The organism is Nonomuraea sp. NPDC003707 (genome assembly GCF_053587055.1).
The window spans coordinates 224,154-249,772 of the sequence record NZ_JBSFNK010000014.1; the positions used below are offsets into that span (position 1 = coordinate 224,154).

The following is a 25,619-nucleotide window of genomic DNA, read 5'->3' on the forward strand; positions in this document are numbered from 1 at the left end:
TACTCATGGCTTTGAGGCATGCCGTGCTGGCGGCCCTGCTCGGCGGCGAGTACAGCGGCTACCAGCTCACCAAGATCTTCGACGTCGGCGTCTCCAACTTCTGGTACGCCGCCCCTCAGCAGCTCTACGCGGAGCTGACCAAGCTGGAGGCCCACGGGCTGATCGCGGGGCGGGAGGTCGTCCAGACGGGCCGGCCCAACAAACGGGTGTTCACGGTCACCGAGGCCGGGGCCGCCGAGCTGGCGGCCTTCGCCGCGACCCCGCCCAAGCCCCTGCTCATCCGCGACGACCTCGCCGTCAAGGTGCACGCCGTGGATCACGTCGCCCCCGGGCCCGTGATCGAGCAGCTCCGGGAGCGGGCGGAGGAGGCCGCGGTCAGGCTCGCCTTCTTCGAGCAGACCCTCCTGCGCATACGCGGTGACCTGGACGAGGAGACGTTCCTGCGCCGGGGCGAGAACGTCGGTCCCTACCTGTCCTGCCTGGCCGGCTGCCGCCTGGAACGCGAGATGCGCGACTGGTGCCTGAAGACCGCCCGGACCCTGACCGAACGCGCGGCCCACGCGGAGAGGACGACGCGATGACCTACGTGCGTTATGTCGCCATCGGCGACAGCCAGACCGAGGGCCTCGGGGACGGCGACGACGTCACCGGCCACCGCGGCTGGGCCGACCGCCTCGCCGAGCACCTGGCCGCCGCCGACCCGGACCTGCTCTACGCCAACCTCGCGGTCCGCGGCCGCCAGGCGGCCGAGATCCAGGCCGAGCAGCTGCCCGCCGCCCTGGCGCTGCGCCCCGACCTGGTCACGGTCATGGCGGGCATGAACGACATCATCCGCCCCGGCTTCGACGCCGCCACAGTGGCGGGCATCGTGGAGGAAATGATCGTCCGGCTGACCGCCGAGGGCGTGCACGTGGTCACCATGACCTTCCCCGACATCGCCAGGATCGCGCCGATGGCCCGCCCGCTCCGGCCCAGGCTGATCGAGTTCAACGCCCGTGTACGTGCCGCCGCCGCCCGCCCGGGGGTCACGCTGCTGGACACGTTCGCGGTCGACTTCACGGACGCCCGGATGTGGAGCGCCGACCGGCTGCACGCGAGCCCGGCCGGGCACACCCGCTTCGCCGCCGCCGTCGCCCACGCCCTGGACCTGCCCGGCAGCGACGACACGTGGATGGCACCTTTGACGCCGTTGCCCGCCCCGGGCGCCTGGCGCGCGGCGTCGACGGAGCTGCGCTGGCTGGCCACCTTCGCCGGCCCGTGGATCGGCCGCCGCCTCCGCGGCCGGTCCTCCGGCGACGGCCGCACCGCCAAACGCCCGCTGCTCACCCCGATGATCGCCGGAGGTCAGCCGATGTCCGGCACATCCGGGTCGTCGTAGCCGATGTCCCCGTCATCCGGCTCAGGTGTGCCGACGGCCGCGCCGCGTGGAAGGGAGATCGTGACGCCCTGAGAGGAACTCCTGGAAGGCGATCTTGGCCCTGATCGCCGGCCGCCGCCACCGTTCCTCCCGGTGGATGGCCTTGGCCATCTTGCGCGGCGAGCGCTGGGCGAAGAACCAGCGGGCCCACGGGGAGCCGGGGCGGGCCAGCCGTAGCGCGCCCACCACCAGCATCGGCGGCACGAACAGGCCGGCCATCCCCGTCCAGATCTTGCCCTTGAGCAGGGTGACGACGGCGAGCGCCAGGTTGGCCACGATGAGCGCGCCGGGGTTGACCAGGGTGCCGTAGTCCCAGGTCAGGGGACGCAGGCCGATGAGGAGCAGGCCGGTGACGGCGATCGCGATGAAGACCGCGTCCACCGAGGTGCGCCCCTCCTCCTCCCAGTACACATCGTGCAGGTGCAGGATCAGCGCGAACTCGTCCAGCACGAGCGCCGACCCGATGCCGAAGACGGAGGCCGCGACGGCGTAGCCGACCTGCGAGGCGGAGGACACGATGAGCCCGCTGACCCCGCCGACCAGCATCAGCACGACGCCGAACACGATGTGGTGGATGTGCATCTCGCCCACGTTCAGGTTGCGGAACCAGCCGATCTTCGCCCTGATCAGGCGGACGTTGATGCGCGTGGCGATGAACGCCACGATGAGCGTGACGAAATAACAGAACAGCGGCAGCCGTCCTGTAGCGACGATGTTGTGCTCGAACCAGTTCCCCATGACTCTAGAAAGAGATGGTACGAGGGCTCCTGCACCTTCTAGACCGTCAAGCGAGGAAGGCCCGCAAAAGGGCAGCTGTGCCCTCCAGGTGCTCGGTGACCGCCCGGCGGGCCCCGTCCGGGTCCCCGGCCAGGATGGCGTCCACGATCGCCTGGTGCTGGCTTGCGGCATGATCGAGGTTGACCTGGAGCATGGGGATCGCGTTCAGCAGGTCGCTCACCCGCGAGCGGGCGTCCGCGCACGCCGTGGCGAGCAGGGTGGAGCCGGTCAGCTCGGCGATGGACAGGTGGAAGGCCGTGTCGAGGCGGCGGTAGTCCTCGATCGGGGCCTCGTTCAGCTCCGACAGCCGGCGGAGCAGCACCTCCCGCCTGTCCTCCGCGAGGCGGGACGCGGCCAGCACCTGGGCCGCCCCGCACTCCACCGCCAGGCGGAACGTGAGCGCGTCCGACAGGTCGTCGCTGCCCATCTCCGCCACGACCTGCCGCAGCTCGCCCGCGTCCGGTTTGGGGGGAACGTAGGTGACGAAGGCTCCCCCGTAGCGGCCCCTCCGCACGTCGAGATAGCCCGCGTCCGACAGCGCGCGGATCGCCTCGCGCAGGGTGACCCGGCTGATGCCGAGCCGCACGGCCAGCTCGCGCTCCGGCGGGAGCTTGTCGCCGGGCGGGACCACACCGAGCTTGATGGCCTGGAGCAGCCGTTCCACCGTCTCCTCGAAGGCGTTGCCGGCCCGCACCGGGCGCAACACCGTCATCAAACGCGCCGACTCGTCCAACGTGTCCTCAGGTCTTGACAACGGATCCCGCGTACACATCAATGGTCTAAGACTAGCCCAATCAACGGGAAAGCGCCTCTGACCAGATCGGAGCGGGGATAGCGTGAGCGAGCGATCGAGCACCGGGTTCCTTTCCGTCAGCGAGCTGCGCGACGAGGTGGCGCTCGGGCGCATCGACACCGTGCTCCTCGCGATCGCCGACATGCAGGGCAGGCTGCAGGGCAAGCGGCTGTCCGCCCGCTATTTCCTCGAAGAGGTGCTGCACCACGGCTCCGAGGGGTGCAACTACCTGCTCGCCGTCGACGTGGACATGAACACCGTCGGCGGCTACGCGATGTCGTCCTGGGAGCGGGGCTACGGCGACTTCGTGATGAAGCCGGACCTCGCGACGCTGCGCAGGGTGCCGTGGCACGAGGGGACCGCCATGCTGATGGCCGACCTCGCCTGGGAGGGCGGCGGCGACGTGACCGCCTCGCCCCGGCAGATCCTGCGCAGACAGCTCGCCCGCCTCGCCGAGCGGGGACTGGCCGCGTACGTGGGCACCGAGCTGGAGTTCATCGTCTACGAGGACAGCTACGAGGACGCCTGGAAGCGCGGCTACCGGGACATGTCACCGTCCAACCTCTACAACGTGGACTATTCGCTGCTCGGCACCGCCCGCATCGAGCCGCTGCTGCGGCGGATCCGCCAGAACATGGAAGGCTCCGGCCTGTACGTCGAGTCCGCCAAGGGCGAGTGCAACCTGGGCCAGCACGAGATCGCCTTCCGCTACGACGAGGCGCTCAGGACCTGCGACCACCACGTCATCTACAAGAACGGCGCGAAGGAGATCGCCGCCCAGGAGGGCAGGTCGATCACCTTCATGGCCAAGCCCAACCAGCGCGAGGGCAACTCCTGCCACATCCACATCTCGCTGCGCGGCGGCGACGGGGATCCGGTGATGGCGGGCGACGGGCCGCACGGGCTCTCCCCGCTCGGCGCCCGCTTCATCGCCGGGCAGCTCGCCTGCCTGCGCGAGCTCACCCTCCTGTACGCCCCCAACATCAACTCCTACAAGCGCTACGTCCCCGGCAGCTTCGCGCCCACGGCCGTCAAGTGGGGCGTGGACAACCGCACCTGCTCGCTCCGGCTCGTCGGCCACGGCCCGTCGCTGCGCGTGGAGAACCGGGTGCCGGGCGGCGACGTCAACCCGTACCTCGCGGTGTCCGCGCTGATCGCGGCCGGGCTGCACGGCATCGACAACGAGCTGCCGCTGGAGAGCGCGTTCGAGGGCAACGCCTACGACTCCGGCGCCGAGAGCGTGCCCCACACGCTGCGGGACGCGCTGGCGCTGTTCGAGGGGTCGAAACTGGCCCGCGAGACGTTCGGCGAGGACGTGGTCGAGCACTACGCGAACAACGCGCGCGTGGAGCTGGCCGCGTTCGACGCGGCGGTGACGGATTGGGAGCTGTTCCGTGGTTTCGAGCGGATGTGAAAGAAGCACATGAAGATCGTTAATCCGGCGACGGAGGACGTCCTCGCCGACGTCGAACTGGCCGACGCCGCCGAGGTGGACCGGGCGGTGGAGCGTGCCAGGGCCGCGTACGCGACCTGGCGCGAGGTGTCGCCCGGGGACCGGGCGCGGCTGCTGCGCAGGTTCGCCGGCCTGGTGGACGAGCACGGCGAGGAGCTGGCGCGGCTGGAGCTGGCCAACTCCGGGCACCCGATCGGGAACGCCCGGTGGGAGGCCGGCAACGTCCGCGACGTGCTGCACTTCTACGCAGGCGCCCCCGAGCGCAACCACGGCAAGCAGATCCCGGTGCCGGGCGGCGTGGACATCACGTTCCAGGAGCCGCTGGGCGTCGTCGGCGTCATCGTGCCGTGGAACTTCCCCATGGTGATCATGACCTGGGGCGTGGCCCCGGCGCTCGCGGCCGGCAACACGGTGATCGTCAAGCCGGCCGAATGGACCCCGCTGACCGCGCTGAGGCTGGCGGAGCTGGCCCTCGCCGCGGGCCTCCCCGAGGGGGTGCTCCAGGTGCTGCCTGGGGCAGGGGAGGTCGCGGGGGCCCGGCTCGTCGAGCATCCCGGCGTGGCGAAGATCGTGTTCACGGGCTCGACCGAGGTGGGCAAGGAGATCGCCGCCAAGGCGGCCCGGCAGGTCAAGCGGGTCACGCTGGAGCTGGGCGGCAAGTCCGCCAACATCGTCTTCGCCGACGCGGACCTCGACAGGGCCGCGAGGACGGCGCCGTACGCGGTCTTCGACAACTCGGGCCAGGACTGCTGCGCCCGCTCCCGCCTCCTCGTCCAGGCCGCGGTGTACGACGAGTTCATGGAGCGCCTGACGGCGGCCGTGCGGGGCGTCACGGTCGGCGACCCGCTCGACGAGGGCACCGACATGGGCCCGCTGATCAGCGCCGAACACCTCGACCGGGTGCGCGGTTTCGTCCAGGGCACCCCCTACCTGCAGGGATCCTGCCCCGAGGGCAAGGGCTTCTGGTTCCCGCCGACCGTGCTGACGCCGGAGCTCACCGACCCGGCCTTCACCGAGGAGATCTTCGGTCCTGTCATGTCCGTGGTGCGCTTCGAAGACGAGGCGGAGGCCGTACGCATCGCGAACGACACCCCGTACGGCCTGAGCGGCTCCATCTGGACCCGCGACGTCGGGCGGGCGCTACGCGTGGCCAGGGCCGTCGAGTCGGGCGCGCTCTCGGTCAACTCGCACTCGTCGGTCCGCTACTGGACCCCCTTCGGCGGCTTCAAGCAGTCCGGTCTCGGCAGGGAGCTCGGCCCCGACGCCCTCGCGGCGTTCACCGAGACCAAGAACGTCTTCATCTCCTGGGAGTGAAAGTGCAGCGTTTGCAGGATCGGGTGGCCGTCATCACCGGCGCGGGCAGCGGCATCGGGCTGGCCACGGCACGCAGGTTCGCCGAGGAGGGCGCCAAGGTGGTCTGCGTGGACGTCGACGAGGAGGCCGGCGTCAAGGCCGCGAACGAGGTCGGCGGCCTCTTCGTCAAGGCCGACGTCACCGACGAGGACGACGTCGTCAGGATGTTCCGGACCGCCTTCGACACCTACGGCAGCGTGGACATCGCCTTCAACAACGCCGGCATCTCGCCGCCCGACGACGACTCGATCCTGGAGACCGGCATCGACGCCTGGCGCCGGGTCCAGGAGGTGAACCTGACCAGCGTCTACCTCTGCTGCAAGCACGCCATCCCGTACATGCGACGGCAGGGCAAGGGCTCGATCATCAACACCGCGTCGTTCGTGGCCGTCATGGGGTCGGCGACCTCGCAGATCTCGTACACGGCGTCCAAGGGCGGCGTGCTGGCGATGTCGCGCGAGCTGGGCGTGCAGTTCGCCCGGGAGGGCATCAGGGTGAACGCGCTGTGCCCCGGACCGGTGAACACGCCGCTGCTGCAGGAGCTGTTCGCCAAGGACCCGGAGCGGGCGCAGCGGCGGCTGGTGCACATCCCCGTCGGGCGCTTCGCCGAGGCCTCGGAGATCGCGGCGGCGGTGGCGTTCCTGGCCAGCGACGACGCGTCGTTCATCACGGGTAGTGAGTTCCTGGTGGACGGGGGCATCTCCGGCGCCTACGTCACGCCGCTCTAGCTCTGGTCCGGTCTGGTTTCTCGGGGGTCATATCGTGCAGCGTCCCGTCATCGGCATCACGTCGTACGTGGAGCCGGCGAGGTTCACGGTCTGGGACATGACCGTGGCGCTCCTGCCGTACATGTACGTGGAGCAGGTCGTACGCGCCGGCGGGCAGCCGATCGTGCTGCCGCCGGCCGGCGATCCCGCGCAGGTCGTCGGCCGCCTGGACGGCCTGATCCTGGCCGGTGGCGGGGACGTCGACCCGGCCCGGTACGGGCAGGAGCCTGGGGATCAAACCGGCTATATCCGCAAATTTCGGGATCAGGCGGAGTTTGGGCTTATCGCGGCGGCCCTCGACGCCGGCCTGCCGTACCTCGGCATCTGCCGCGGCCTCCAGGTGCTCAACGTCGCCCTCGGAGGCAGCCTCCACCAGCACCTCCCCGACGTCGTGGGGCACACCGGCCACTCCCCCGCCCCCGGCAGGTTCGGCCCGCTGCCCGTCACGCCCGTCCCCGGCAGCCGCCTGGCCAAGGCGCTGGGCACGGAGCCCGTGACCGTCCCCCACTACCACCACCAGGCCATCGACCGGCTCGCGCCCGGCCTCACGGTCACCGCCACCGCCGGCGACGGCACGATCGAGGCGGTCGAGCTGAACTCGGCCCCCTTCGCCGTGGCCGTGCAGTGGCACCCCGAGGCGGCCGAGGACGGCGCCCTCTTCGAGGCGCTCGTCGAGGCCTGCTGATCAGCCGGAGCGCCTCACGCCACCGGTTTGAGCACGCCGTCCAGCGCCACGGCTCCGGCGCCGTGCTTGGCCTCGATGCCGCGGCGCTGCTCGTCGGTGGCCGCCCAGACCAGCACGTCCACCTGGTTGCGCAGCACGTTGGTCGAGGCCGAGACGAGACCGCCGCCCAGCTCGGCCTCGACCTGCCGCTGGATCTCCCGCAGCTCGCTCTCGCTGCGCGCCGCGCCGCTGACGCACAGCGCGCCGCCCCACACCTCGCGGATCCACGCCTCGCGACCGGACAGGTCGCCGGTGAACTTCAGGTTGAGCACCAGCCGCAGCGGGTCGTTGGCCTCGGGTGACTCCGCGGGCTTGCCCTCCATGTAGCTCTGGTCGATCCAGGCGCCCGCGAACTCCTCGACCGCGCCGGCCCGCGACATCGCCTGTTCCATCGCCTGCTGCGTGGCCTTGGCGGGATCGACGGGCCGCCAGCCGCCCTCCGGCGCCGGGCACGGGCTGGTGAAGTCCACCTGACGAGCGGGGGCCGCCTTCGCGGACGGGCCGGGCGGCTCGGTCAGCGTCAGCCGGGCGCCGTCCCAGGTGCCTACGACGCGGTAGTCGCCCCACTTCACGCCGCCCTGCGACTCGTGATCCACCTTGTTCCAGTCCCAGCCGACGACGTCCGGACCGCTGCACTGCGGTGGCAGCGACTCCATGATCATCATGCACAGCTGCGGCCCGTGACCGCCGCCTTCGAGCACCGTCAGGCTGGCCTCGTACCGGGGTGGGGCCGCCGCCTCCGACGCGCCGCAGCCCGCCAGGGCCAGGGTGGTCAGCAGGCCGAGGGCCGCCGTTCGCCGATTCATACCCCTTCGACGTCGGTGACCCCCGGAGTGGTTCATGAGCCCTCAGAACGCGACAACAACCCCATCGCGGCACTAGGCTGGCGGACATCACCGGCGAAACCGTGCGGGAGAGCACCCTGACAGCCGGTCAGGGTCCCTGAAGGAGCAAGCCCTCCCCGCAAACCTCTCAAGGCAAAGGACCGCACGGCCTATGGTGACCTCTGGAAAGCAGGCCCACGGGGCCTCGCCGAAGGTGAAAGTCCGGCAAAACTCGGGCGAAGCTCTCAGGCATCGATGACAGAGGGGGAGGATGCTGGCATCCAATCCTGTCCAGAGGTGCGACAAATGTCCCGACCAACACCGCTACGAGACGTTCACGAGAGCCTCGGCGCCACGCTCACCGACTTCGCCGGGTGGCTCATGCCGCTCCGGTACGGGAGCGAGTCCGCGGAGCACAACGCCGTTCGCCAGGCGGCCGGGCTGTTCGACCTCTCCCACATGGGCGAAATCTTCCTGACCGGGCCGCAGGCCGGGCAGGCGCTCGACTACGCGCTGGTCGGCCACCTGTCGGCGCTGGCGACCGGGCGGGCCAGATACACGATGATCGTCAACGAGCGGGGCGGGGTGCTCGACGACCTCATCGTCTACCGGCTCGACGACGACGAGTTCATGGTCGTGGCAAACGCCTCGAACTACGAAAAAGTGGCAAAAGAGCTGATTGAGCGGTCGAAGGCGTATGACGTGCTGGTCGAGGACCGGTCGGACCAGTACGCGCTGATCGCCGTACAGGGGCCCCGGTCCCAGGAGATCCTCGCCACGCTCACCGACGCCGACCTCGACGGGCTCAAGTACTACGCGGGCCTGCCCGACCTGGTCGACGGGCGGCAGGCGCTGATCGCCCGCACCGGCTACACCGGCGAGGACGGGTTCGAGCTGTTCGTCGCCAACCAGGACGCGGTGCCGCTCTGGCACGCGCTCATGGCGGCGGGCGAGCCGCACGGCCTCAAGCCCGCCGGCCTGTCCAGCCGCGACACCCTCAGGCTCGAGGCCGGCATGCCGCTCTACGGCAACGAACTGAGCGTCGAGCTGACCCCGTTCGACGCGGGGCTGGGCAGAGTGGTGAAATTCGACAAGCCGGGCGACTTCGTCGGCCGGTCGGCGCTCGAGGCGGTCAAGGACGACCCGCCCCGGCGCCGGCTCGTCGGCCTGGTCGCGCGGGGACGCCGGGTGCCGCGCCACGGCTACCCGGTCACCAAAGACGGCGCCGTCGTCGGCGAGGTCACCAGCGGTGCGCCCTCCCAGAGCCTGGGCAGGCCCATCGCGATGGCCTACGTGGACACCGAGGCCGAGTCAGGCCTGGCCGTGGACATCCGGGGCAGCCATGAACCTATGGACCTGGTAGAGCTGCCCTTCTACAGGAGGAACAAGTGAGCAACATCCCTGACGACCTGGGCTACACCAAGGAGCACGAGTGGGTGGCCGGCCTCGACGACGGCCTCACCGTGACCATCGGCGTCACGGCCTTCGCCGCCGAATCTCTTGGTGATGTCGTCTTTGTGCAGCTCCCCGACGTCGGCTCGAGCGTCGAGCCGGGCGAATCCGTCGGCGAGGTGGAGTCGACCAAGTCGGTGAACGAGATCTACACCCCCGTCGGGGGTGAGATCGTCGAGGTGAACCAGGCCGTGGTCGACGACCCGAGCCTGGTCAACAGTGACCCGTACGGCGACGGCTGGATGTTCCGGGTGCGCGTCGAGGGCGACGCCGAGGACGTGCTCTCCGCCGAGGAGTACAAGGCACTCACCTCAGGCGATTCCTGACCTTTTTGCCGGGGCCCTGCGACGGGCCCCGGCACCAGCATGAAAGGCGCCATCAATGGCGATCAGCGTCTTCGACCTCTTCAAGATCGGCATCGGCCCGTCGAGCTCCCACACGGGAGGCCCGATGGCGGCCGCGCACAAGTTCGCCCGCGGGCTGCACGACGACGGCCTGCTCTCCCGGGTCGCGCGGGTCGAGGCCATCCTGTACGGCTCGCTCGGCCTGACCGGCAAGGGCCACGGCAGCGACAAGGCGGTCCTGCTCGGCCTGTCCGGCGAGAAGCCCGAGCTCGTCGATGTCGACTCCATCGACGGCCGCCTGGCCGAGATGCGCGAGTCGGGCACGGTCAAGCTGTACGGGACGCACGAGATCCGCTTCGTCGTGGGCGAGCACCTCGTCTTCGAGCGCAAGATCTCGCTGCCCGAGCACCCGAACGGCATGCGCTTCACCGCGTACGACGCCGACGGCGGGCCGCTGAGGGAGAAGGTCTACTTCTCGGTGGGCGGCGGCTTCGTCGTCGACGAGAAGGCCACGGGCGCCGACCGCATCAAGCCGGACGACACCGTCCTGCCCTACCCCTTCACCACGGGCGAGGAGCTGCTCAAGCACTGCTCCAACACGGGCCTGTCGATCTCGGCGCTGATGCTGGAGAACGAGAAGGCGTTCGGCCGCACCGAGGAGGAGATCCGCTCGGGCCTGCTGCGGCTCTGGGCGGTCATGTCGGAGTGCGTGCGCCGGGGCATCTCCAAGGAGGGCGTCCTGCCCGGCGGTCTCAAGGTCAAGCGCCGCGCCAACCAGCTCCACCGCCGCCTGCAGTCGGAGCCGGCGGAGAAGGACCCGCTGCAGGCCATGGACTGGGTCGCGCTGTTCGCGCTGGCGGTCAACGAGGAGAACGCCGCCGGGGGCCGCATCGTCACCGCCCCCACCAACGGCGCCGCCGGCATCATCCCGGCCGTCCTGACGTACTACACCCGCTTCGTCCCGCACGCGGACGAGGAGGGCGTGGTCCGCTTCCTGCTGACGGCGGGCGCGATCGGCGTGCTGTTCAAGGAGAACGCCTCGATCTCGGGCGCCGAGGTGGGCTGCCAGGGCGAGGTCGGCTCCGCCTGCTCGATGGCCTCGGCCGGCCTCACGGAGGCCCTCGGCGGCACGCCCGAGCAGGTCGAGAACGCGGCCGAGATCGGCATCGAGCACAACCTGGGCCTGACCTGCGACCCGATCGGCGGCCTGGTCCAGATCCCGTGCATCGAGCGGAACGCGGTTGCCTCCAACAAGGCCATCACGGCCGCCCGGATCGCCCTGCGCGGCGACGGCCGCCACTTCGTGCCGCTGGATCGTGCCATCAAGACGATGCGGGACACCGGGCGGGACATGCTGGACAAGTACAAGGAGACCTCACGCGGCGGCCTGGCCGTCAACGTGATCGAGTGCTGACCTCACCCTGACGGCCGCCGGGTCAGCGGCGGACGTGCAGGCGAACGACGGTGCTCGCCTCGTCGTCGCGGACCTCGCGGCGGATCCTGCCGACGATGTCGTGGTCCAGCTTGCTCACCACCGCGCCGACATCCGCGGTGGACGGGCACGTCAGGGTGACGCGCAGGCCGTTCTCGGTGACCCGCACCGCCGACCGGCCCAGCCCTTCCACGCCCTTCAGCCCGACGAAGAGCATCGCGGTGCCCGTGCCGTTGCGGGCGCCGCGGCGGCCCCAGCCGAGGCTGAGCAGGAGCCAGCGGAGCGAGACCAGCGACAGGAGCAGGAAGCTCAGGGCCAGCACCCACAGGGGCCACGGCTCGTCGGCCAGCACCCGGCGGACCTGGTTCGGGAGGACCTTGGCGGTGGCGGGCAGGTCGAAGAAGCGGCCGTGGCCGCGGAGCCAGGCGTACATGCCCAGGCCCAGCAGGGTGCCGCCCACGATGGCCAGGCCGACGCGGTTGCCCGCGTACTGCCGCATCGCGGCCCCCTTGCCGCGCGGGGGTGTCCGTTGCGCGTCGGTGCGTTCGGGCATCAGGCCGCCTCTCCGCGTGGCCGGGGCCTCTCGGTGCGTTCGGGCATCAGGCACCCTTTCTGCGCAGCCGGACCACGACCTCGCCCGTGCCCAGCGTGCCCACGCCCGCCAGCCGGTCGCCCACCGCCGTGCCGACCTGCCTGAGCATCGTGCCGGAGCTCTCCGTCCCCGTCATGACCGTGACCTCGATGGTGCTCCTGCGCAGCCGTACCCTGGCCCGGTCCACCCCCGGCACCTGCTGGGCGGCCGCGCGGAGCGTGCGGCGCAGGCCCGAGCGGGTGATGCCGATGACGGTCCGCGGGTCGGACGTCTCCACCGGCACCAGCCTCGACTGACCGGGCACGATCGCCAGCAGCAGCATGAACGTGCCCGCGCCCACCATGCCCGCGGCGGCGGTGGCCAGCTCGGGCCAGGTGGTCCTGCTTGCGAGCTCGACCAGTCTGTTCACGGGGACCCAGCCGAGCCGGTGGCCGAGCAGCCCTGACACGATCTCGGCCGCCGTCGCCCCCAGCCCGGCGGCCAGCGTGAGCGCGACGAGGGCTCCAGGGAGGGTTCGCGCCGGCCTGAGCGCCCTGCTCGCCCGGCGCAGCCCGGTGTGCCGCGCGGGGACGGCGGCGCCGGGGACTGTCTGCTGAAGCGTGGTCATCACAACGACACACGTACACGGGTCCCCCGGGGCCGGAACCGCGCCCCCGCCGCCCGTTTGCCCGAACATTACGGGGCGGCCAACAAGGTGAACAACACTCATATTCATTTGCCCGATATGCCGTTACGCTGCCCATATGGACGACCGCCAGCGCTATGACCGCGCCACAGCGGTCCTCGAGCCGCCGTTCGCGATCCTCGATCTGGCGGCCATGCGGGCCAACGCGGCGGACCTCGTACGGCGGGCGGCGGGCAAGCCGATCCGGGTGGCCAGCAAGTCGGTCCGCAGCCGCCCCGTGCTCGAACGCATCCTGGCCATGGACGGCTTCCGCGGCATCATGGCCTTCACGCTCCCCGAAGCGCTGTGGCTGGCCTCCCACGGGTTCACGGACATCCTGGTGGCCTACCCGACGGCCGACCGGCACGCGCTGGCCGAACTGGCCGGGGACGAGAACGCGGCCAGGCACATCACCCTGGCCATCGACTCGACCGCCCACCTGGACTTCACCGAGGCGGCCGTGGCCGGGGTGAGCCCCCGGGCCGAGATCCGGACCTGCATCGACATCGACGCCGGATATATCGCCTTTGGCGGGAAATTTCGGGCTGGGGTGCTCCGCTCGCCGATCCGCGAGCCGGACGAGGCCGCCGACCTGGCCGCCGCCGTCGCCAAGCGCCCCGGGTTCCGGGTGGCCGGGCTGATGGCGTACGAGGCCCAGATCGCCGGGCTCGGCGACGACCCGCCCGCGAACGCCGCCTACACCCGCGCCGTCCGCATCATGCAGGCCCGCTCGGCCAGGGACCTCGTCCTCAGGCGCGGCCGCATCGTGAACGCCGTCCGCCAGATCACCGACCTGGAGTTCGTCAACGGCGGCGGCACCGGGTCCGTCGAGCGCACCGTACGCGAGAAGGCCATCACGGAGGTGGCGGCCGGATCCGGCTTCTTCCACCCGAGGCTGTTCGACTTCTACCGCCGCTTCACCGGGCACCCGGCCGCGCTCTTCGCATTGCCGGTGGTGCGCCGCCCGAGCGTGGACACCGTGACCGTGCTCGGCGGCGGTTATCTGGCCTCGGGCACGCCGGGCCAGAGCCGCCTGCCGCAGCCGTACCTGCCGGCCGGGCTGCACTACGCCCGGGACGAGGGGGCGGGCGAGGTGCAGACCCCGCTGCTCGGCCAGGCGGCCCAGGACCTGCGGATCGGGGACCGGGTGTGGTTCAGGCACGCCAAGGCGGGCGAGATGTGCGAGCGCTTCGACGCGCTCCACCTCATCGACGGCGACACACTGGTGGAGTCGGTGCCCACGTACCGGGGCGAGGGCCGGACCTTCCTCTGACGACCCCCGGCGAGCCCCCTGCGGGTCAGCGGCGCCGGCGGCGGCGCCAGAGCATGACGGCCGCCCCCACGACCAGCACCGCGCCGATCCCGATCAGCACCGGCGCCAGGTCGGGCCGCTCTTCTTCCCACATCTCATCGGGATGCTCGCCGGCTTCGACCGGCCGCGACGTCACCCCCAGCGCGTCGCCCACGGACGCCACGAAGTGCGTGGCCCTGCTCTTGACGTCGGACACCGTGCGCTCGGCGACCCGCTTGGGGCTCACCCGGTCGGCTATGGCGTCGACCGTCTGCGCCAACTCCGCGCGTGTCCGCGCGATCCGCCGCTCCAACTCGTCCGGATCGGTGTCAGCCATGGCTCTCCTCCCGGCCTCATGCGTGGCCGCGCCCGCTCCGCGTGCCGTGCGAGCTCCGTCGTTCGTGGTGCTGATCAGTCTGTCAGGTCGGCGCGCCGTACGGCACGGCGGCCAGGCCGGTAGGTTGGCGGGAAGGAACTCAGGAGGGCCCATTGACCGAAACCAAGCTCGCGCCCGGCGACGCCGCGCCCGAGTTCACGCTACCCACCGCCGACGGCGAGGCCGTCTCGCTTGACGCCTACCGCGGCAAGCGGGTGATCCTCTATTTCTACCCTGCCGCGATGACTCCCGGCTGCACCAAGCAGGCTTGCGACTTCCGCGACAACCTCGGCCAGTTGACGGCCGAAGGTTTCGTCGTTCTCGGCGTGTCTAAGGACAAACCGGAAAAACTTGCCAAATTCGCCGAACGTGACGCCCTGACCTTCCCCTTGTTGTCCGACCCCGACCTGACCGTGCATCAGGCCTACGGCGCGTACGGCCCGAAGAAGCTGTACGGCAAGGAGGTCGTGGGGGTCATCCGCTCGACGTTCGTCATCGACGCGGACGGAAAGGTGGAGCAGGCGCTCTACAACGTGAAGGCCACGGGCCACGTGGCCGGGCTCAAGAAGAAGCTCGGCCTGAGCTGACCACCCCGGCGGGCCCTCCCGCAGGGCCCGCGCCCGCCTTCACATACGCTCCTCTTCCTCATTGAGAGCGCTAAACTGTGTCAGGCCCGCATTAGCGGGGGCTGCGCGGGCGTGGCGAAATGGCATACGCGGCAGGTTTAGGTCCTGTTGGTGGTGACACCGTGGGGGTTCGAGTCCCCCCGCCCGCACACCTGTGCACCGGACCGGCCATTTCCCTGAAAACAGTGGCCGATATGCGAATGATTTGCGGGCCTGGCGAAAAGAATGGCTAGCCGCTGCTGGTCGGGACCGGGATCGGGGCCGGGGGGACGTCAGAACGCGGGGCCTTCGGCACTACCCAGCTGCAAAAGACGCGGTCCTTCCCGTTCTCCTCGCAGGCGGAGTCGAGGCGCTCGGGCACCTGGAAACGCCTGGGCATCCGGTCCGGTTCCTGCCAGTACATCCCGTGCACCTCGTCCCGGTGCGCGAATCCGCTGACCACCGCCACGGCGGTGCCGCCCAGCAGGGCGCCGATCACGAGGCCGATGAGTCCGGCGCCGAGGACCTGGGCCTGCTTCTGGCGGAAGAACTCCCGGTAGGAGTCGGGATGCCGCGGCGGGGCGAGAGGCATGGTGAATCCGGGGCCCGGAGGGGCCTCGCCGTACTTCAGCCGGCTCCGCGCCCCGGAATCGTGAAGATCGTCGTCAGGGGTCGGGTCGCGCGGTGCTTCCTCTTCACCGCGCGACCCGGCGTCGCGATCATGATCCGCCATCACGATCTCCCTTTACTCGCCCACTAGAGGGGCGCTCCCAGAGACAAGAATGCCCAAGTCACCGTAAGCCCGGCGTAAGACCCCGACCTGTTCCCCGCCACGTAAGACCTGGGTCGTAGACGCACTTCCACCTACAGGCGGAACAACGGTCAGACGGCGGTACATATCGTGATGGTGTGTTCGGCAAGGTGCGGGCGTGGTCGAGACGCCACGAGAAGCTGGCGGGCGTCCTCCGGGTCGCCCCGCTCGCCACGCTGTGCGCGATCCTGGCGATCCCGTACGCGACCGTCTCCCCGACCGCGACCGTCGGCCCGTACCTCGGCGTGGCCGGATATCTGGCCCTCTCGGCGGTGCTGCTGCTGCCGCTGCTCTGGCGCGACCGCCCGGTCGCCTCGTTCGCCGCGATCGCGCTGATCAGCTTCGGGCAGTGGCTGGCGGGCGTCAACCCGCTGGCCGCCAACCTCGCCGTGCTGGTCGCGCTCTGGGCGGTGGCGTACCGGTGCTCGTTCCGCTGGAGCCTGGCCGCGGGCCTGGTGACGGAGCTGGGGGTGTTCCTGGCCCTGGCCAGGTGGGACACGCCCACCTTGGGGATGTTCCTCAGCGCCTCGATCTTCACGGTGACGGTCTGGCTGACCGGCCTGTACGCCAGCACGCGCCGGCGATACCTGGAAGGGCTCGAAGAGCGCGCGGAACGGGCGGAGCGCGAGCGCGACCAGCAGGCCAGGATGGCCGCCGCGGCCGAGCGTGCCAGGATCGCCAGGGAGCTGCACGACGTCGTGGCCCACAACGTCAGCGTGATGGTGGTGCAGGCCGACGGCGCGGGCTACGCCCTCGACAGCGATCCCGAGCAGGCCCGCGAGGCCGTCCGGGCCATCTCCAAGACCGGCCGCGCCGCGCTCGCCGAGATGCGCAGGCTGGTCGGCGTCCTGCGCGAGGGCGAGCAGGACGGCACCGACTACACCCCGCAGCCGGGGCTCGGCCAGCTGGAGGACCTGGTACGCGGCTCGGCCGTGCCCGCGCGGCTCCAGGTCGGCGGCGTGCCCGTCGAGCTGCCCGAGGGCCAGCAGCTCGCGGTCTACCGCATCGTCCAGGAGGCCCTCACGAACGCGCTCAAGCACGGCGGCCCGGGCGCCCAGGCGCTCGTGGAGATCGACTACAGCGGCCCCGAGCTCGTCGTACGCGTGACCGACGACGGCAGGGGCGCGGCGGCTCCCAGGAGCGCCGACGGTCACGGCCTGATCGGCATGCGCGAGCGGGTCGGCATGTACGGCGGCGCCGTGTCGGCGGAGCCCCTGCGGGGCGGCGGGTTCGAGGTGCTGGCCAGGTTGCCCATGGTCAAGGCGGCATAGAGGAGGTGGCCGGGTGATTCGCGTGATGCTGGTCGACGATCAGGAGTTGCTGCGCGCCGGGTTCAGGATGGTGCTCGCGGCCCAGCCGGACATCGAGGTGGTGGCCGAGGCCGGCGACGGCGCCGCGGCGCTGGAGCGGCTGGAGACCATCGAGGTGGACGTCGTGCTCATGGACGTGCGCATGCCGGTCATGGACGGCGTCGAGGCCACCAGCCGCATCCAGGGGCCGAAGGTGCTGATCCTGACCACGTTCGACCTCGACGAGTACGCGTTCGCCGCGGTCAAGGCGGGCGCGGCCGGGTTCCTGCTGAAGGACGTGCCGCCGGCCGACCTGGTCGACGCGATCAAGATCGTGCACGCGGGCGACTCGGTGGTGTCGCCGAGCACGTTACGGCGGATGCTGGACAGGTTCGCCGCGCAGCTCCCGACGGACGACCCGGTGGCGACGGCCGACCTGACACCGCGCGAGCGGGAGGTGCTGCTCATGGTGGCCCGCGGCCTGTCCAACATGGAGATCGCCGGCCGCCTGCAGGTGGCGGAGGCGACGGTGAAGACGCACCTGGGGCGGGTGCTGGCCAAACTGGGGCTGCGGGATCGGGCCCAGGTCGTGGTGTACGCGTACGAGGCCGGGCTGATCGTGCCGTCGCATCGACCCGGAAGTCATCGGCCGGAAGTCATCGGCCGAAAGTCTGACCGGAGTCATCTGTAGTCCTACACGAAGTCCATCCGCAGGTCCCACAGATCCTGAACTTTCCACTCCTAGCGTGGTTCGCGTTGAAAAACCGCGACAAGGAGTGAAAGTGACGCTCACCGATACCCGGCGCCAGGCCCCGCCCGCGGTGGTGGCCAGAGATCTGACCAAGGTGTACGGCGAAGGCGACGCCCAGGTGCACGCCCTCCGCGCGGTGAACGTGTCCTTCGCCACCGGGGCCTTCACCGCGATCATGGGCCCGTCGGGCTCCGGCAAGTCCACGCTGATGCACTGCCTGGCCGGGCTGGACGCCGCCACCTCGGGCACCGTGCACATCGGCGACGTGGAGCTGACCGGGCTGACCGACCGGCAGCTCACGCTGCTGCGCCGCGAGCGGATCGGGTTCGTCTTCCAGGCCTTCAACCTGCTGCCCACGCTCACCGCCGAGCAGAACATCCGCCTGCCGCTGGACATCGCCGCCCGTCAGGCGGACCAGCAGCTGTTCGACCGGGTGATCGAGACCGTCGGGCTGAAGGACCGCCTCGGGCACCGGCCGAGCGAGCTGTCCGGCGGCCAGCAGCAGCGCGTGGCCGTGGCCAGGGCGCTGATCAGCAAGCCCCAGGTGATCTTCGCCGACGAGCCCACGGGGAACCTGGACTCCCGCAGCGGGGCAGAGGTCCTGTCCTTCCTGCGCACCTCCGTACGCGAGCTGGGCCAGACCATCGTCATGGTCACGCACGACCCGGTGGCCGCCTCGTACGCCGACCGCGTGGTGTTCCTGCGCGACGGCGAGCTGGTCACCGAGATCGGCGCGCCGACGCCGCAGTCCGTGCTGGACACGCTCGTGCAGCTGGAAAGGGCGTGACGGGGTGCTGAAGACGGCACTGGCCGGGCTGCGCGCGCACAAGCTCCGGCTGCTGCTCACCGCGCTGGCGATCACGCTGGGAGTGGGGTTCATCGCGGGCACGTTCGTGCTGAACGACACCGTGCAGGCCGGGTTCGCGCAGCGTGTCACGGCCGACGCGGGCAAGGTGGACGTGGCCGTGCTGCCCAAGGGCCCCGGCGCGGTGCTGCCGGAGCGCGTCCTGGAACAGGTGCGCGCACTGGACGGCGTCACCGAGGCGCAGGGCCTGATCCGTGCCACCGCGCCGGTGCTCGGCAAGGACGGCAAGACCGTCGGGAACGCCCCCACCACGGCCCTGTCCATCGTCCGGGGGCCGCTCGACCGGACCGACATCGTCTCGGGCACCGGCCCCGGCACCGACGACCAGGCCGCCGTGCTCGACAAGAACACCGCCAAGGCCCAGGGCTTCAAGCTCGGCGACACGCTCACGGTGCTCGACGCCAAGCAGCGCAAGCACCAGTTCAGGCTGGTCGGACTGCTCGACCCCGGCGTGGACCAGGAGCTCTCCTACACCGGCGCGGTCGGCTTCACCACCGCCACCGCGCAGCGGATGACGGGCGCGGAGGGCTACCGCGAGATCGACGTGGCGGGGCGGGCCCCCGGGCTGAAGCAGGCCGTCGCGGCGGCCGTGGGCGGCGCGTACGTGGTCAAGACCGGCGGCGAGCTGGCCGACGACCTGGCCAGGGCGGCCGGGGTGGAGACCCGCATGTTCACGCTGGGCCTGCTGATGTTCGGCGTCGTGGCGATGATGGTGGCCGCGCTGGTCATCTACAACACCTTCAACATCCTCGTCGCGCAGCGCACCAGGGAGATGGCGCTGCTGCGGTGCATCGGGGCCACGCGCGGGCAGGTGTTCGGCTCGATCGTGCTGGAGTCCACGGTGGTGGGGCTGATCGCCTCCGCGCTCGGCCTGGTCATCGGGTACGGCCTGGCCTCGCTCACGCTGACGGTCCTGGCCTCGTTCGACGCCCCGCTGCCCACGGACGCGGCCGTCACCCTCAGCCCCGCCACGATCGGGATCGGCCTGGCCGTCGGCCTGGCGGTCACGATGTGCGCGGCCCTGCTGCCCGCCAGGTCGGCCACCCGGGTCGCGCCGATCGCGGCGCTGCGGAGCCAGGCCGAGGAGCAGACGTTCCGCGCGAGCCTCGTACGCGGTGTCTTCGCCGCGCTCTTCCTGGTGGCGGGGCTCGGCACGACGGCCGTCGGCGTCTTCGCGCTCACGCCCGGCCAGCAGGTCTCGCTCTTCGTCGTCATGGCCGGGGGCGCGCTGACGTTCCTGGCCGTGCTGATCCTGGGCCCGGTGATGGTCAAGCCGCTGAGCACGCTGGTCGGCTGGATCCCCGGCAGGCTCTTCGGGGTGCCGGGACGGCTCGCGGTGGACAACTCGGGCCGCAACCCCAAGCGGGCCGCGACCACCACGGTCGCGCTGACCATCGGCGTGACGCTCATGACGCTGATCTCGGTGGTCACCGCGTCCACCAGGCTGACGTTGACGGCCAAGCTGGACGACCAGTTCCCGATCGACTACATGCTGGCCGGCCAGCAGCGCGAGGCGGTCATCCCCCGGTCCGTGGCCACGGAGCTGCGCGGCAGGCCGGAGCTGGCCTCCGTGGCGCAGGTGCGCGCCACCAAAGCCGAATTCTCGGACCGGCGGCTCGAGGTCGGCACGTTCAGCGGGGCGATCGACCCGTCCGTGACCGCCGGCTCCATGAAGGGCTTCGGCCCCGGGCAGGCGGCGGTGGCCGACAACGTGGCCACGGAGCGGGGTGTGCGGCTCGGCGACTCGGTCTCGCTGAAGACCAAGGAGGCCGGGGTCGTCTCGCTGAAGGTGGTGGCGCTGCTCGACGGGGCCCAGTCGACGCTGCCGTCGGTCATGGTCGCGGAGGCGGCGTTCGACACGTACTTCGGCGCTCTGGCCGACTCCCGCGTCCTGATCAACATCAAGGACGGCGTGGCGCCCGAGCGGGCCCGCAAGGTGGTGGACGCCGCCGTCGCGGCCTACCCGACCGTGCAGGTGTCCAGCTCGACGGAGGTACGCGGCCAGTTCGACGAGACGCTGGACATGCTGCTCATGATCATCACCGGGCTGCTGGGGCTGGCGATCCTGATCTCGCTTCTGGGCATCGCCAACACGCTCTCCCTGTCGGTCCACGAGCGCACCAGGGAGTCGGCGCTGCTGCGCGCCCTGGGCCTGACCCGGCCGCAGCTGCGCCGGATGCTGTCCGTCGAGGCGTTGGTGCTCGGGCTGATCGGAGCGCTGGTGGGGGTGGTGCTCGGCGGGGTCTTCGGCTGGGCCGCGATCAGGGTGATGCTGGACGGGGCCGTCCTGTCGGTGCCCACCGGGCAGATCGCGCTGTTCGTGCTGCTGTCCGGGGCGGCCGGCGTGCTGGCCGCCGTGCTCCCGGCCCGCCGCGCGGCACGCGCCTCGATCGTCGGCTCGCTCGCCGCCGGCTGACCCTGCGGCCCCGGCCTCTCGTACGCGGAGCCCCGGCCTCTCGTGCGCGGAGCCCCGGCCTCTCGTGCGCGGGGCTGCGGCCTCTTCAGCGTGGTGTGCGTCCGGGCCAGAGGTCGGCGACCGACTCGGGGTCGAGGAGCGGGCGGGCCACCACCTCACCGGTGGCGCGGTCGATCACGATGCACCCGCCCCCGATCGTCTCCGGCAGCGTGGCCGGGTCGTCGGGTTCGAGCTCGCGTACCCACGCCACATATCCGTCGCGGAACCCATGCACCCCCACCGGCACCGCCTCGTCGGACGCCAGCACGCCGTTGAAGTACTCCTCGGCCAGCGCCCGGGCCTGGTCGAGGTTCATCGCGGCCATCCCTGCCGGTCGAGAATCACGCAGAACACCCCGGTCACCGTCATATAGGCCGGTTCGACGGACATGTGCCCCCGCTGAGCGTCGATCCAGATCACCTCGCCGTCGTAGTTCACCGCGTTCCAGGCGTGGGAGCCGCCTCCGGGCCAGCGCACCACGATGGCGGCAGCGGCCCCGTGCCCGGCGTCGCGCAGCCGCCGCGCGATCATCGGATAGGCGTGCCGCCCCTGCCCCGCGCACTGGAAGCGCTGCCCTACCCACCGCTCGATCCTGGCCAGGCTCCCCTCCTCGCCGGTCAGCAGGGGCCGGCCGATCCGGTCGTACTCCGGGAATCTGGGCGCGGCCGCGGCGGGCTCGCCGTGCCAGGTGGACAGCACGGCCAGCGCGCAGTCGGCGGCGTTGGAGGCCCGGAACGGGTCGTCGGCGGGCCCGCCGCCGTTGATCAGCCGCACCCAGGTGCCGCGCGGGTCGGGGAAGCGATCGCCGGGCCGCAGCGCCTCGGCGAGGTCCTGCTCCACCTGCGGATCCGGCTGTGCGAGCCCACCCGGCATCCCGTACGGCCTGGAGTCGGCGAGCCTGGACGGCCGGCGCGTCCGGTCGAACCAGTCGCCCTCCTCGGCGTCGAGGAGGTCCCCCGGCATATCGGACATGTCAGGACGCTCGGACCGGCGATCACGATCGGACCGAGGATCACAATCCGCGGTCCGGTGGTCACGGTCGGATCGAGGATCACGGTCCCCCGTCCGGCGATCGTGATCGGACCGAGGATCGCGGTCCCCGGTCCGGTGGTCGCGGTCGGACTGAGGATCGCGGTCGGATCGGGGATCGGGACCGGTTCGAGGGTCGGCGGGTGCTCCGGGCTCTAAGGTGGCCGGGCCTCCCGAAGAGCGCGCGGGAGCGGTGCCGGTCTCGGCGGCGCGCTCGTAGTCGAGCCACCGCACCCCCTCCGCCACCACAGGGTTGTACTGTCCGTCTGGAAGGACCCACCGGACGCCCGGCTTGCGCTCGCGGAACACGTCCTACCCCCTGTCCTGCTCGACGACCGATCGTAGAGGGGTCGCCATGGCAGGGAGGGGAAGTCGGCAAGATTCTCCGCCAGAACCATGGGCCGTACCTGCGGAAACAGGGACAAGCGGGACTCAGGTCACCTTCACCGTGATGGTGTGCCAGCCGGTGGCGCCGTCGGGCGGGGGCGGGGCCTCCTGGTCGGTCTGGGTACGCCCGGCGGCGTCGGTCGCCCGCACCTGGATCGTGTGCTCCCCCGCCGTGGCGTCCCAGTCGATCGACCACTGCCGCCAGGTGTCGGGCCCCGGCACCTGGGCCAGCCTCGCCTGCCGCCACTGCCCCCGATCGACCCTGACCTCCACGGCGTCCACCCCGGTGTGCTGCGCCCAGGCCACACCGGCGATCGTGGCGCGCCCGGCCTTCAGGGAGTCGCCCGACTTGGGCACGTCGATCCGCGACTGCGTCTTGATGGGCCCCTTGGCCGCCCAGCCGCGCGGCGTCCAGTACGCCTCGTCCTGGTCGAACCTGGTCACCTTGATGTCCACGACCCACTTGGTGGCCGACACGTACCCGTACAGACCGGGCACCACCTGGCGCACGGGGAAGCCGTGGGCCACGGGGAGGGCCTCGCCGTTCATCGCGATCGCGAACAGCGCGTCGCGGCCGTCCATGACCACGTCAACCGGGGTGCCGCAGGTGAAGCCGTCGGCCGAGGTGGACAGGAGCATGTCGGCGCCGGACCGGAGCCCGGCCCGGCGCAGCACCTCGGCCATGCGGACGCCGAGCCAGCGGGCGTTGCCGACGTACTCGCCGCCGACCTCGTTGGAGACGCAGGTGAGCGTGACGTCGGCCTCGGTGAGCGGCATGCCGAGAAGCTCCTGGTACGTGAGCTCGACCGGCCGGTCGACCATGCCGTGGATGCGCAGCGTCCAGGAGTTGGGATCCACCTGGGGGACGACCAGCGCCGTGTCGACCCTATAGAAGTCCCGGTTATTCGTAATAAATGGAGACAAGCCCCTGATGTGGAGGTCTGCGCCTGCCGGGAGGGGTTTGGCGGGGGTCGCGGGCCTGGGCAGCGCCACCCTCACCCGCGCGGCGTCCACGGCCCGCCGCCCGCCGAGCGCCTGCCCGAGCATGGCGCCGCCGATCGCGACCACCGCCCCACCGGCGGCTCCGGTCAGCAACCGCCGCCGGTCGAACGTCCACAGGTCCGCCCCGGCCAGCATGACCGCAGGCCGCTCCACTCCGTCACGGGCCTCACCGCTGCCGTCCCTCCTGGCACCGGCGGACTCGGTGGCACCGGTGGGCTGGGGAGCGCCGGTGGGCTGGGGGGCGTCAGTGGGCTCGGTGGACTCGGTCACATTGGCGGACTCGGCGACACCGGCGGACCCGATCGCGGCGGTGCCGGGGGGCTGGGTGGCGTTGGCGGGTGGGGACGCCGGAAGGGTGAGGGGCTCGCCTGCTGCCCGTCGTACCAGCCATCCCAGCGTCCAGGCGCCGGCCGCCACCCCCACCAAGGTCGGCAGCGCGTCCAGGATCCCGGCCTCCGGCCGGGTCAGCACCGCCGCCAGGCCGATCGCCGCGAAAACGGCCAGCCCGGCGAAGCCGTAGGCGAGCCTGCGGACGGCCAGCGTCCCGATGAGAGGCGCGATCACGCCGAGCACCACGATCAGCACGCCCGCGATGAGGACCGTCTTGTCGTTCTCGCCGAACGTCCTGATCGCGAAGTCCTTGACCGGAGCAGGCGTCAGGTCGATCGTCGCGTCGCCCACCGCCACCACGGGCGACGACTTGGCCCCGGCGAACGCGGCCACGAGCTGCGCGATCCCGAGAGCCACGCCCCCGGCCACCAGCCCCATCAGGGCCCGCGCCCAGGCGGGCACCACCGAATTACTCTGCACAGTCCGACGTTACGCCGCCCGGCCCCGAGCGGTTCTTACACGGTGGTTACGAGCTGAGCAGATCGCGCACGACGGGCGCCAGCGCGCGGAAGGCCCGGCCCCGGTGGCTGATCGCGTCCTTCTCCTCCGGCGACAGCTCGGCCGTCGTGCGCTCCTCGCCGTCGGGCACGAAGATCGGGTCGTACCCGAACCCGTTGGACCCCCGGCGGGCGGAGATCAGATGGCCCTGGAGCGCGCCCTCCACCACCCGGGACTCCCCCGAGGGCAGCGCCAGCGCGGCGGCGCAGGCGAAGTGCGCGGTCAGCTTGTCGGCGGGCACGTCGGAGACCTGCGCGAGCAGCAGGTCCAGGTTGGCCTGGTCGTCGCCGTGCCGCCCCGACCAGCGGGCGGAGAAGACGCCCGGCATGCCGCCCAGCACGTCGACGCAGAGCCCCGAGTCGTCGGCCACCGCGGGCAGCCCCGACCCCTGAGCCACGGCGTGCGCCTTGAGCAGCGCGTTTTCCTCGAACGTGACGCCGGTCTCGGCGACGTCGCCGATCGAGGGGAACTCCTCGAGCCCGACGATGTCGAACCCGGACAGGATCCGGCGCAGCTCCGCGATCTTGCCCGCGTTGCGGGTGGCCAGCACGATCCTCATGAGCCCAGGGCTTCCTGCTGGATCAGCGTGAGCTCCTCGCAGCCGGCCGTCGCCAGGTCGAGGAGCTGGTTGAGCGCCGCGCGGTCGAAGGGGGCGCCCTCGGCGGTGCCCTGCACCTCGACGAAGCTGCCCTCGCCGGTCATCACGACGTTCATGTCGGTCTCGGCGGCCACGTCCTCGGTGTAGCAGAGGTCGAGCAGCGGCACCGAGCCGACCACCCCGACCGACACGGCCGCGACCGAGCCGATCAGCGGCTCGCCCGGGCACATCCGGCGCTCGCGCATCCAGGCGATCGCGTCGGCGAGCGCGACATAGGCACCGGTGATCGCGGCGGTCCTGGTGCCGCCGTCGGCGTCCAGCACGTCACAGTCGAGCAGAATGGAGTTTTCCCCCAACGCCTTGTAATCGACGCAAGCGCGGAGGGAACGCCCGATCAACCGGGAAATCTCGTGGGTCCGGCCGCCGATTTTGCCGCGGACCGATTCGCGATCGTTACGAGTATTGGTCGCCCGGGGCAGCATGGCATATTCGGCCGTAACCCACCCCTGGCCGCTGCCCCTTCGCCACCGGGGCACGCTGTCCTGGACCGAGGCCGCGCACAGCACCCGCGTGTTGCCGAATTCGACCAGCACCGATCCCTCGGCGTGAGCAAGCCACTGCCTGGTGATGGTTATGGGACGAAGCTGGTCAGGGTTGCGGCCATCCTGTCGGGACATGCA

The 25,619-nt window shown here is 71.1% G+C and carries 27 protein-coding genes, 1 tRNA gene and 1 riboswitch; of the genes, 16 read left to right on the top strand and 12 right to left on the bottom strand.

What is annotated here, in order from left to right; genetic code table 11:
* Nucleotides 1–5 precede the first annotated feature (5 nt).
* Nucleotides 6–581 (top strand): PadR family transcriptional regulator, encoded by a 576-nt coding sequence (locus ACWDRB_RS33360; protein ID WP_449900416.1) that lies wholly within the window; start codon nucleotides 6–8, stop codon nucleotides 579–581.
* Nucleotides 578–1,378, top strand: coding sequence for an SGNH/GDSL hydrolase family protein (locus tag ACWDRB_RS33365; protein WP_449900418.1), 801 nt, complete (start codon nucleotides 578–580; stop codon nucleotides 1,376–1,378). Before ACWDRB_RS33360 ends, ACWDRB_RS33365 begins: the two co-directional genes overlap by 4 nt.
* A 21-nt stretch (nucleotides 1,379–1,399) precedes the next feature.
* On the opposite strand, the gene ACWDRB_RS33370 is transcribed toward ACWDRB_RS33365, so the two are convergent.
* Together ACWDRB_RS33370 and ACWDRB_RS33375 are read right to left on the bottom strand one after the other, a co-directional pair.
* Complete coding sequence (locus ACWDRB_RS33370) at nucleotides 1,400–2,155, bottom strand: hypothetical protein (protein WP_449900420.1); 756 nt, start codon at nucleotides 2,153–2,155, stop codon at nucleotides 1,400–1,402.
* A 46-nt stretch (nucleotides 2,156–2,201) separates the two neighbouring features.
* Entirely contained in the window at nucleotides 2,202–2,906 is a 705-nt protein-coding gene (locus tag ACWDRB_RS33375; RefSeq protein ID WP_397368816.1) for a FadR/GntR family transcriptional regulator, read from the bottom strand.
* Nucleotides 2,907–3,030: 124 nt separating this feature from the next.
* Between ACWDRB_RS33375 and ACWDRB_RS33380 the strand changes: the two genes are divergently transcribed.
* The 4 genes from ACWDRB_RS33380 to ACWDRB_RS33395 are packed head-to-tail and all read left to right on the top strand — an operon-like array spanning nucleotide 3,031 to nucleotide 7,245.
* A complete protein-coding gene (locus ACWDRB_RS33380) occupies nucleotides 3,031–4,401 on the top strand; it encodes a glutamine synthetase family protein (RefSeq protein WP_449900423.1) in 1,371 nt (456 codons plus the stop codon).
* Nucleotides 4,402–4,410: 9 nt separating this feature from the next.
* Complete coding sequence (locus ACWDRB_RS33385; RefSeq protein ID WP_449900425.1) at nucleotides 4,411–5,754, top strand: aldehyde dehydrogenase family protein; 1,344 nt, start codon at nucleotides 4,411–4,413, stop codon at nucleotides 5,752–5,754.
* A 2-nt stretch (nucleotides 5,755–5,756) separates the two neighbouring features.
* Entirely contained in the window at nucleotides 5,757–6,521 is a 765-nt protein-coding gene (locus ACWDRB_RS33390) for a 3-oxoacyl-ACP reductase (RefSeq protein WP_350730157.1), read from the top strand.
* Nucleotides 6,522–6,555: 34 nt separating this feature from the next.
* Nucleotides 6,556–7,245, top strand: a complete 690-nt coding sequence (locus tag ACWDRB_RS33395) for a gamma-glutamyl-gamma-aminobutyrate hydrolase family protein (RefSeq protein ID WP_449900427.1) — start codon at nucleotides 6,556–6,558, stop codon at nucleotides 7,243–7,245.
* A gap of 14 nt (nucleotides 7,246–7,259) precedes the next feature.
* Here ACWDRB_RS33395 and ACWDRB_RS33400 read toward each other — a convergent pair whose 3' ends face one another.
* Nucleotides 7,260–8,090 carry a hypothetical protein gene (locus ACWDRB_RS33400; RefSeq protein ID WP_449900429.1) on the bottom strand — a complete coding sequence of 277 codons (831 nt, stop codon included), beginning with the start codon at nucleotides 8,088–8,090 and terminating at the stop codon, nucleotides 7,260–7,262.
* Between the two features lie 94 nt (nucleotides 8,091–8,184).
* Nucleotides 8,185–8,282: riboswitch (glycine riboswitch) on the top strand.
* A 132-nt stretch (nucleotides 8,283–8,414) separates the two neighbouring features.
* Here ACWDRB_RS33400 and gcvT point away from each other — a divergent pair.
* The 3 genes from gcvT to ACWDRB_RS33415 are packed head-to-tail and all read left to right on the top strand — an operon-like array spanning nucleotide 8,415 to nucleotide 11,318.
* Nucleotides 8,415–9,500 (top strand): glycine cleavage system aminomethyltransferase GcvT, encoded by a 1,086-nt coding sequence (gcvT, locus tag ACWDRB_RS33405; protein WP_449900431.1) that lies wholly within the window; start codon nucleotides 8,415–8,417, stop codon nucleotides 9,498–9,500.
* Nucleotides 9,497–9,886 carry a glycine cleavage system protein GcvH gene (gcvH, locus tag ACWDRB_RS33410; protein WP_364250975.1) on the top strand — a complete coding sequence of 130 codons (390 nt, stop codon included), beginning with the start codon at nucleotides 9,497–9,499 and terminating at the stop codon, nucleotides 9,884–9,886. Before gcvT ends, gcvH begins: the two co-directional genes overlap by 4 nt.
* A 55-nt stretch (nucleotides 9,887–9,941) precedes the next feature.
* Nucleotides 9,942–11,318: an L-serine ammonia-lyase gene (locus ACWDRB_RS33415; RefSeq protein ID WP_449900434.1), complete on the top strand. Its 1,377-nt coding sequence runs from the start codon at nucleotides 9,942–9,944 to the stop codon at nucleotides 11,316–11,318.
* Nucleotides 11,319–11,340: 22 nt separating this feature from the next.
* Here ACWDRB_RS33415 and ACWDRB_RS33420 read toward each other — a convergent pair whose 3' ends face one another.
* Nucleotides 11,341–11,889: a hypothetical protein gene (locus ACWDRB_RS33420; protein ID WP_449900437.1), complete on the bottom strand. Its 549-nt coding sequence runs from the start codon at nucleotides 11,887–11,889 to the stop codon at nucleotides 11,341–11,343.
* A 46-nt stretch (nucleotides 11,890–11,935) separates the two neighbouring features.
* The gene (locus ACWDRB_RS33425) at nucleotides 11,936–12,535 is read right to left on the bottom strand and encodes a DUF6286 domain-containing protein (protein ID WP_350730145.1); all 600 of its coding nucleotides are present in this window, start codon (nucleotides 12,533–12,535) and stop codon (nucleotides 11,936–11,938) included.
* 136 nt (nucleotides 12,536–12,671) lie between these two features.
* Here ACWDRB_RS33425 and ACWDRB_RS33430 point away from each other — a divergent pair, with 136 nt between their 5' ends.
* Complete coding sequence (locus ACWDRB_RS33430) at nucleotides 12,672–13,865, top strand: amino acid deaminase/aldolase (RefSeq protein ID WP_449900439.1); 1,194 nt, start codon at nucleotides 12,672–12,674, stop codon at nucleotides 13,863–13,865.
* Nucleotides 13,866–13,890: 25 nt separating this feature from the next.
* Here ACWDRB_RS33430 and ACWDRB_RS33435 read toward each other — a convergent pair whose 3' ends face one another.
* A complete protein-coding gene (locus tag ACWDRB_RS33435; RefSeq protein ID WP_364250990.1) occupies nucleotides 13,891–14,220 on the bottom strand; it encodes a DUF3618 domain-containing protein in 330 nt (109 codons plus the stop codon).
* A 152-nt stretch (nucleotides 14,221–14,372) separates the two neighbouring features.
* Between ACWDRB_RS33435 and bcp the strand changes: the two genes are divergently transcribed.
* Nucleotides 14,373–14,846 (top strand): thioredoxin-dependent thiol peroxidase, encoded by a 474-nt coding sequence (bcp, locus tag ACWDRB_RS33440; protein WP_355207238.1) that lies wholly within the window; start codon nucleotides 14,373–14,375, stop codon nucleotides 14,844–14,846.
* A 105-nt stretch (nucleotides 14,847–14,951) separates the two neighbouring features.
* A tRNA-Leu gene (locus tag ACWDRB_RS33445) sits at nucleotides 14,952–15,034 on the top strand.
* A gap of 80 nt (nucleotides 15,035–15,114) precedes the next feature.
* On the opposite strand, the gene ACWDRB_RS33450 is transcribed toward ACWDRB_RS33445, so the two are convergent.
* Nucleotides 15,115–15,597, bottom strand: a complete 483-nt coding sequence (locus ACWDRB_RS33450) for a hypothetical protein (RefSeq protein ID WP_449900441.1) — start codon at nucleotides 15,595–15,597, stop codon at nucleotides 15,115–15,117.
* A gap of 176 nt (nucleotides 15,598–15,773) precedes the next feature.
* Here ACWDRB_RS33450 and ACWDRB_RS33455 point away from each other — a divergent pair, with 176 nt between their 5' ends.
* From ACWDRB_RS33455 to ACWDRB_RS33470, 4 genes are all read left to right on the top strand, one after another.
* The gene (locus ACWDRB_RS33455) at nucleotides 15,774–16,946 is read left to right on the top strand and encodes a sensor histidine kinase (RefSeq protein ID WP_449900443.1); all 1,173 of its coding nucleotides are present in this window, start codon (nucleotides 15,774–15,776) and stop codon (nucleotides 16,944–16,946) included.
* Between the two features lie 13 nt (nucleotides 16,947–16,959).
* On the top strand, nucleotides 16,960–17,655 hold the full coding sequence (locus ACWDRB_RS33460; protein ID WP_449900445.1) for a response regulator transcription factor: 696 nt from the start codon (nucleotides 16,960–16,962) through the stop codon (nucleotides 17,653–17,655).
* Between the two features lie 91 nt (nucleotides 17,656–17,746).
* Complete coding sequence (locus tag ACWDRB_RS33465) at nucleotides 17,747–18,502, top strand: ABC transporter ATP-binding protein (protein WP_350730133.1); 756 nt, start codon at nucleotides 17,747–17,749, stop codon at nucleotides 18,500–18,502.
* 4 nt (nucleotides 18,503–18,506) lie between these two features.
* Nucleotides 18,507–20,996 carry an ABC transporter permease gene (locus tag ACWDRB_RS33470; protein ID WP_449900447.1) on the top strand — a complete coding sequence of 830 codons (2,490 nt, stop codon included), beginning with the start codon at nucleotides 18,507–18,509 and terminating at the stop codon, nucleotides 20,994–20,996.
* 85 nt (nucleotides 20,997–21,081) lie between these two features.
* On the opposite strand, the gene ACWDRB_RS33475 is transcribed toward ACWDRB_RS33470, so the two are convergent.
* From ACWDRB_RS33475 to rph, 5 genes are all read right to left on the bottom strand, one after another.
* Nucleotides 21,082–21,351, bottom strand: coding sequence for a hypothetical protein (locus ACWDRB_RS33475; RefSeq protein WP_350730129.1), 270 nt, complete (start codon nucleotides 21,349–21,351; stop codon nucleotides 21,082–21,084).
* Nucleotides 21,348–22,007 (bottom strand): toxin glutamine deamidase domain-containing protein, encoded by a 660-nt coding sequence (locus tag ACWDRB_RS33480; protein ID WP_449900449.1) that lies wholly within the window; start codon nucleotides 22,005–22,007, stop codon nucleotides 21,348–21,350. Before ACWDRB_RS33480 ends, ACWDRB_RS33475 begins: the two co-directional genes overlap by 4 nt.
* A gap of 489 nt (nucleotides 22,008–22,496) precedes the next feature.
* Entirely contained in the window at nucleotides 22,497–24,263 is a 1,767-nt protein-coding gene (locus ACWDRB_RS33485; RefSeq protein ID WP_449900452.1) for a molybdopterin-dependent oxidoreductase, read from the bottom strand.
* Nucleotides 24,264–24,309: 46 nt separating this feature from the next.
* Nucleotides 24,310–24,900 (bottom strand): RdgB/HAM1 family non-canonical purine NTP pyrophosphatase, encoded by a 591-nt coding sequence (gene rdgB / locus ACWDRB_RS33490; protein ID WP_350730123.1) that lies wholly within the window; start codon nucleotides 24,898–24,900, stop codon nucleotides 24,310–24,312.
* A complete protein-coding gene (gene rph, locus ACWDRB_RS33495; RefSeq protein ID WP_350730356.1) occupies nucleotides 24,897–25,616 on the bottom strand; it encodes a ribonuclease PH in 720 nt (239 codons plus the stop codon). The genes rdgB and rph overlap by 4 nt, the downstream gene beginning before the upstream one ends.
* Nucleotides 25,617–25,619 lie beyond the last annotated feature (3 nt).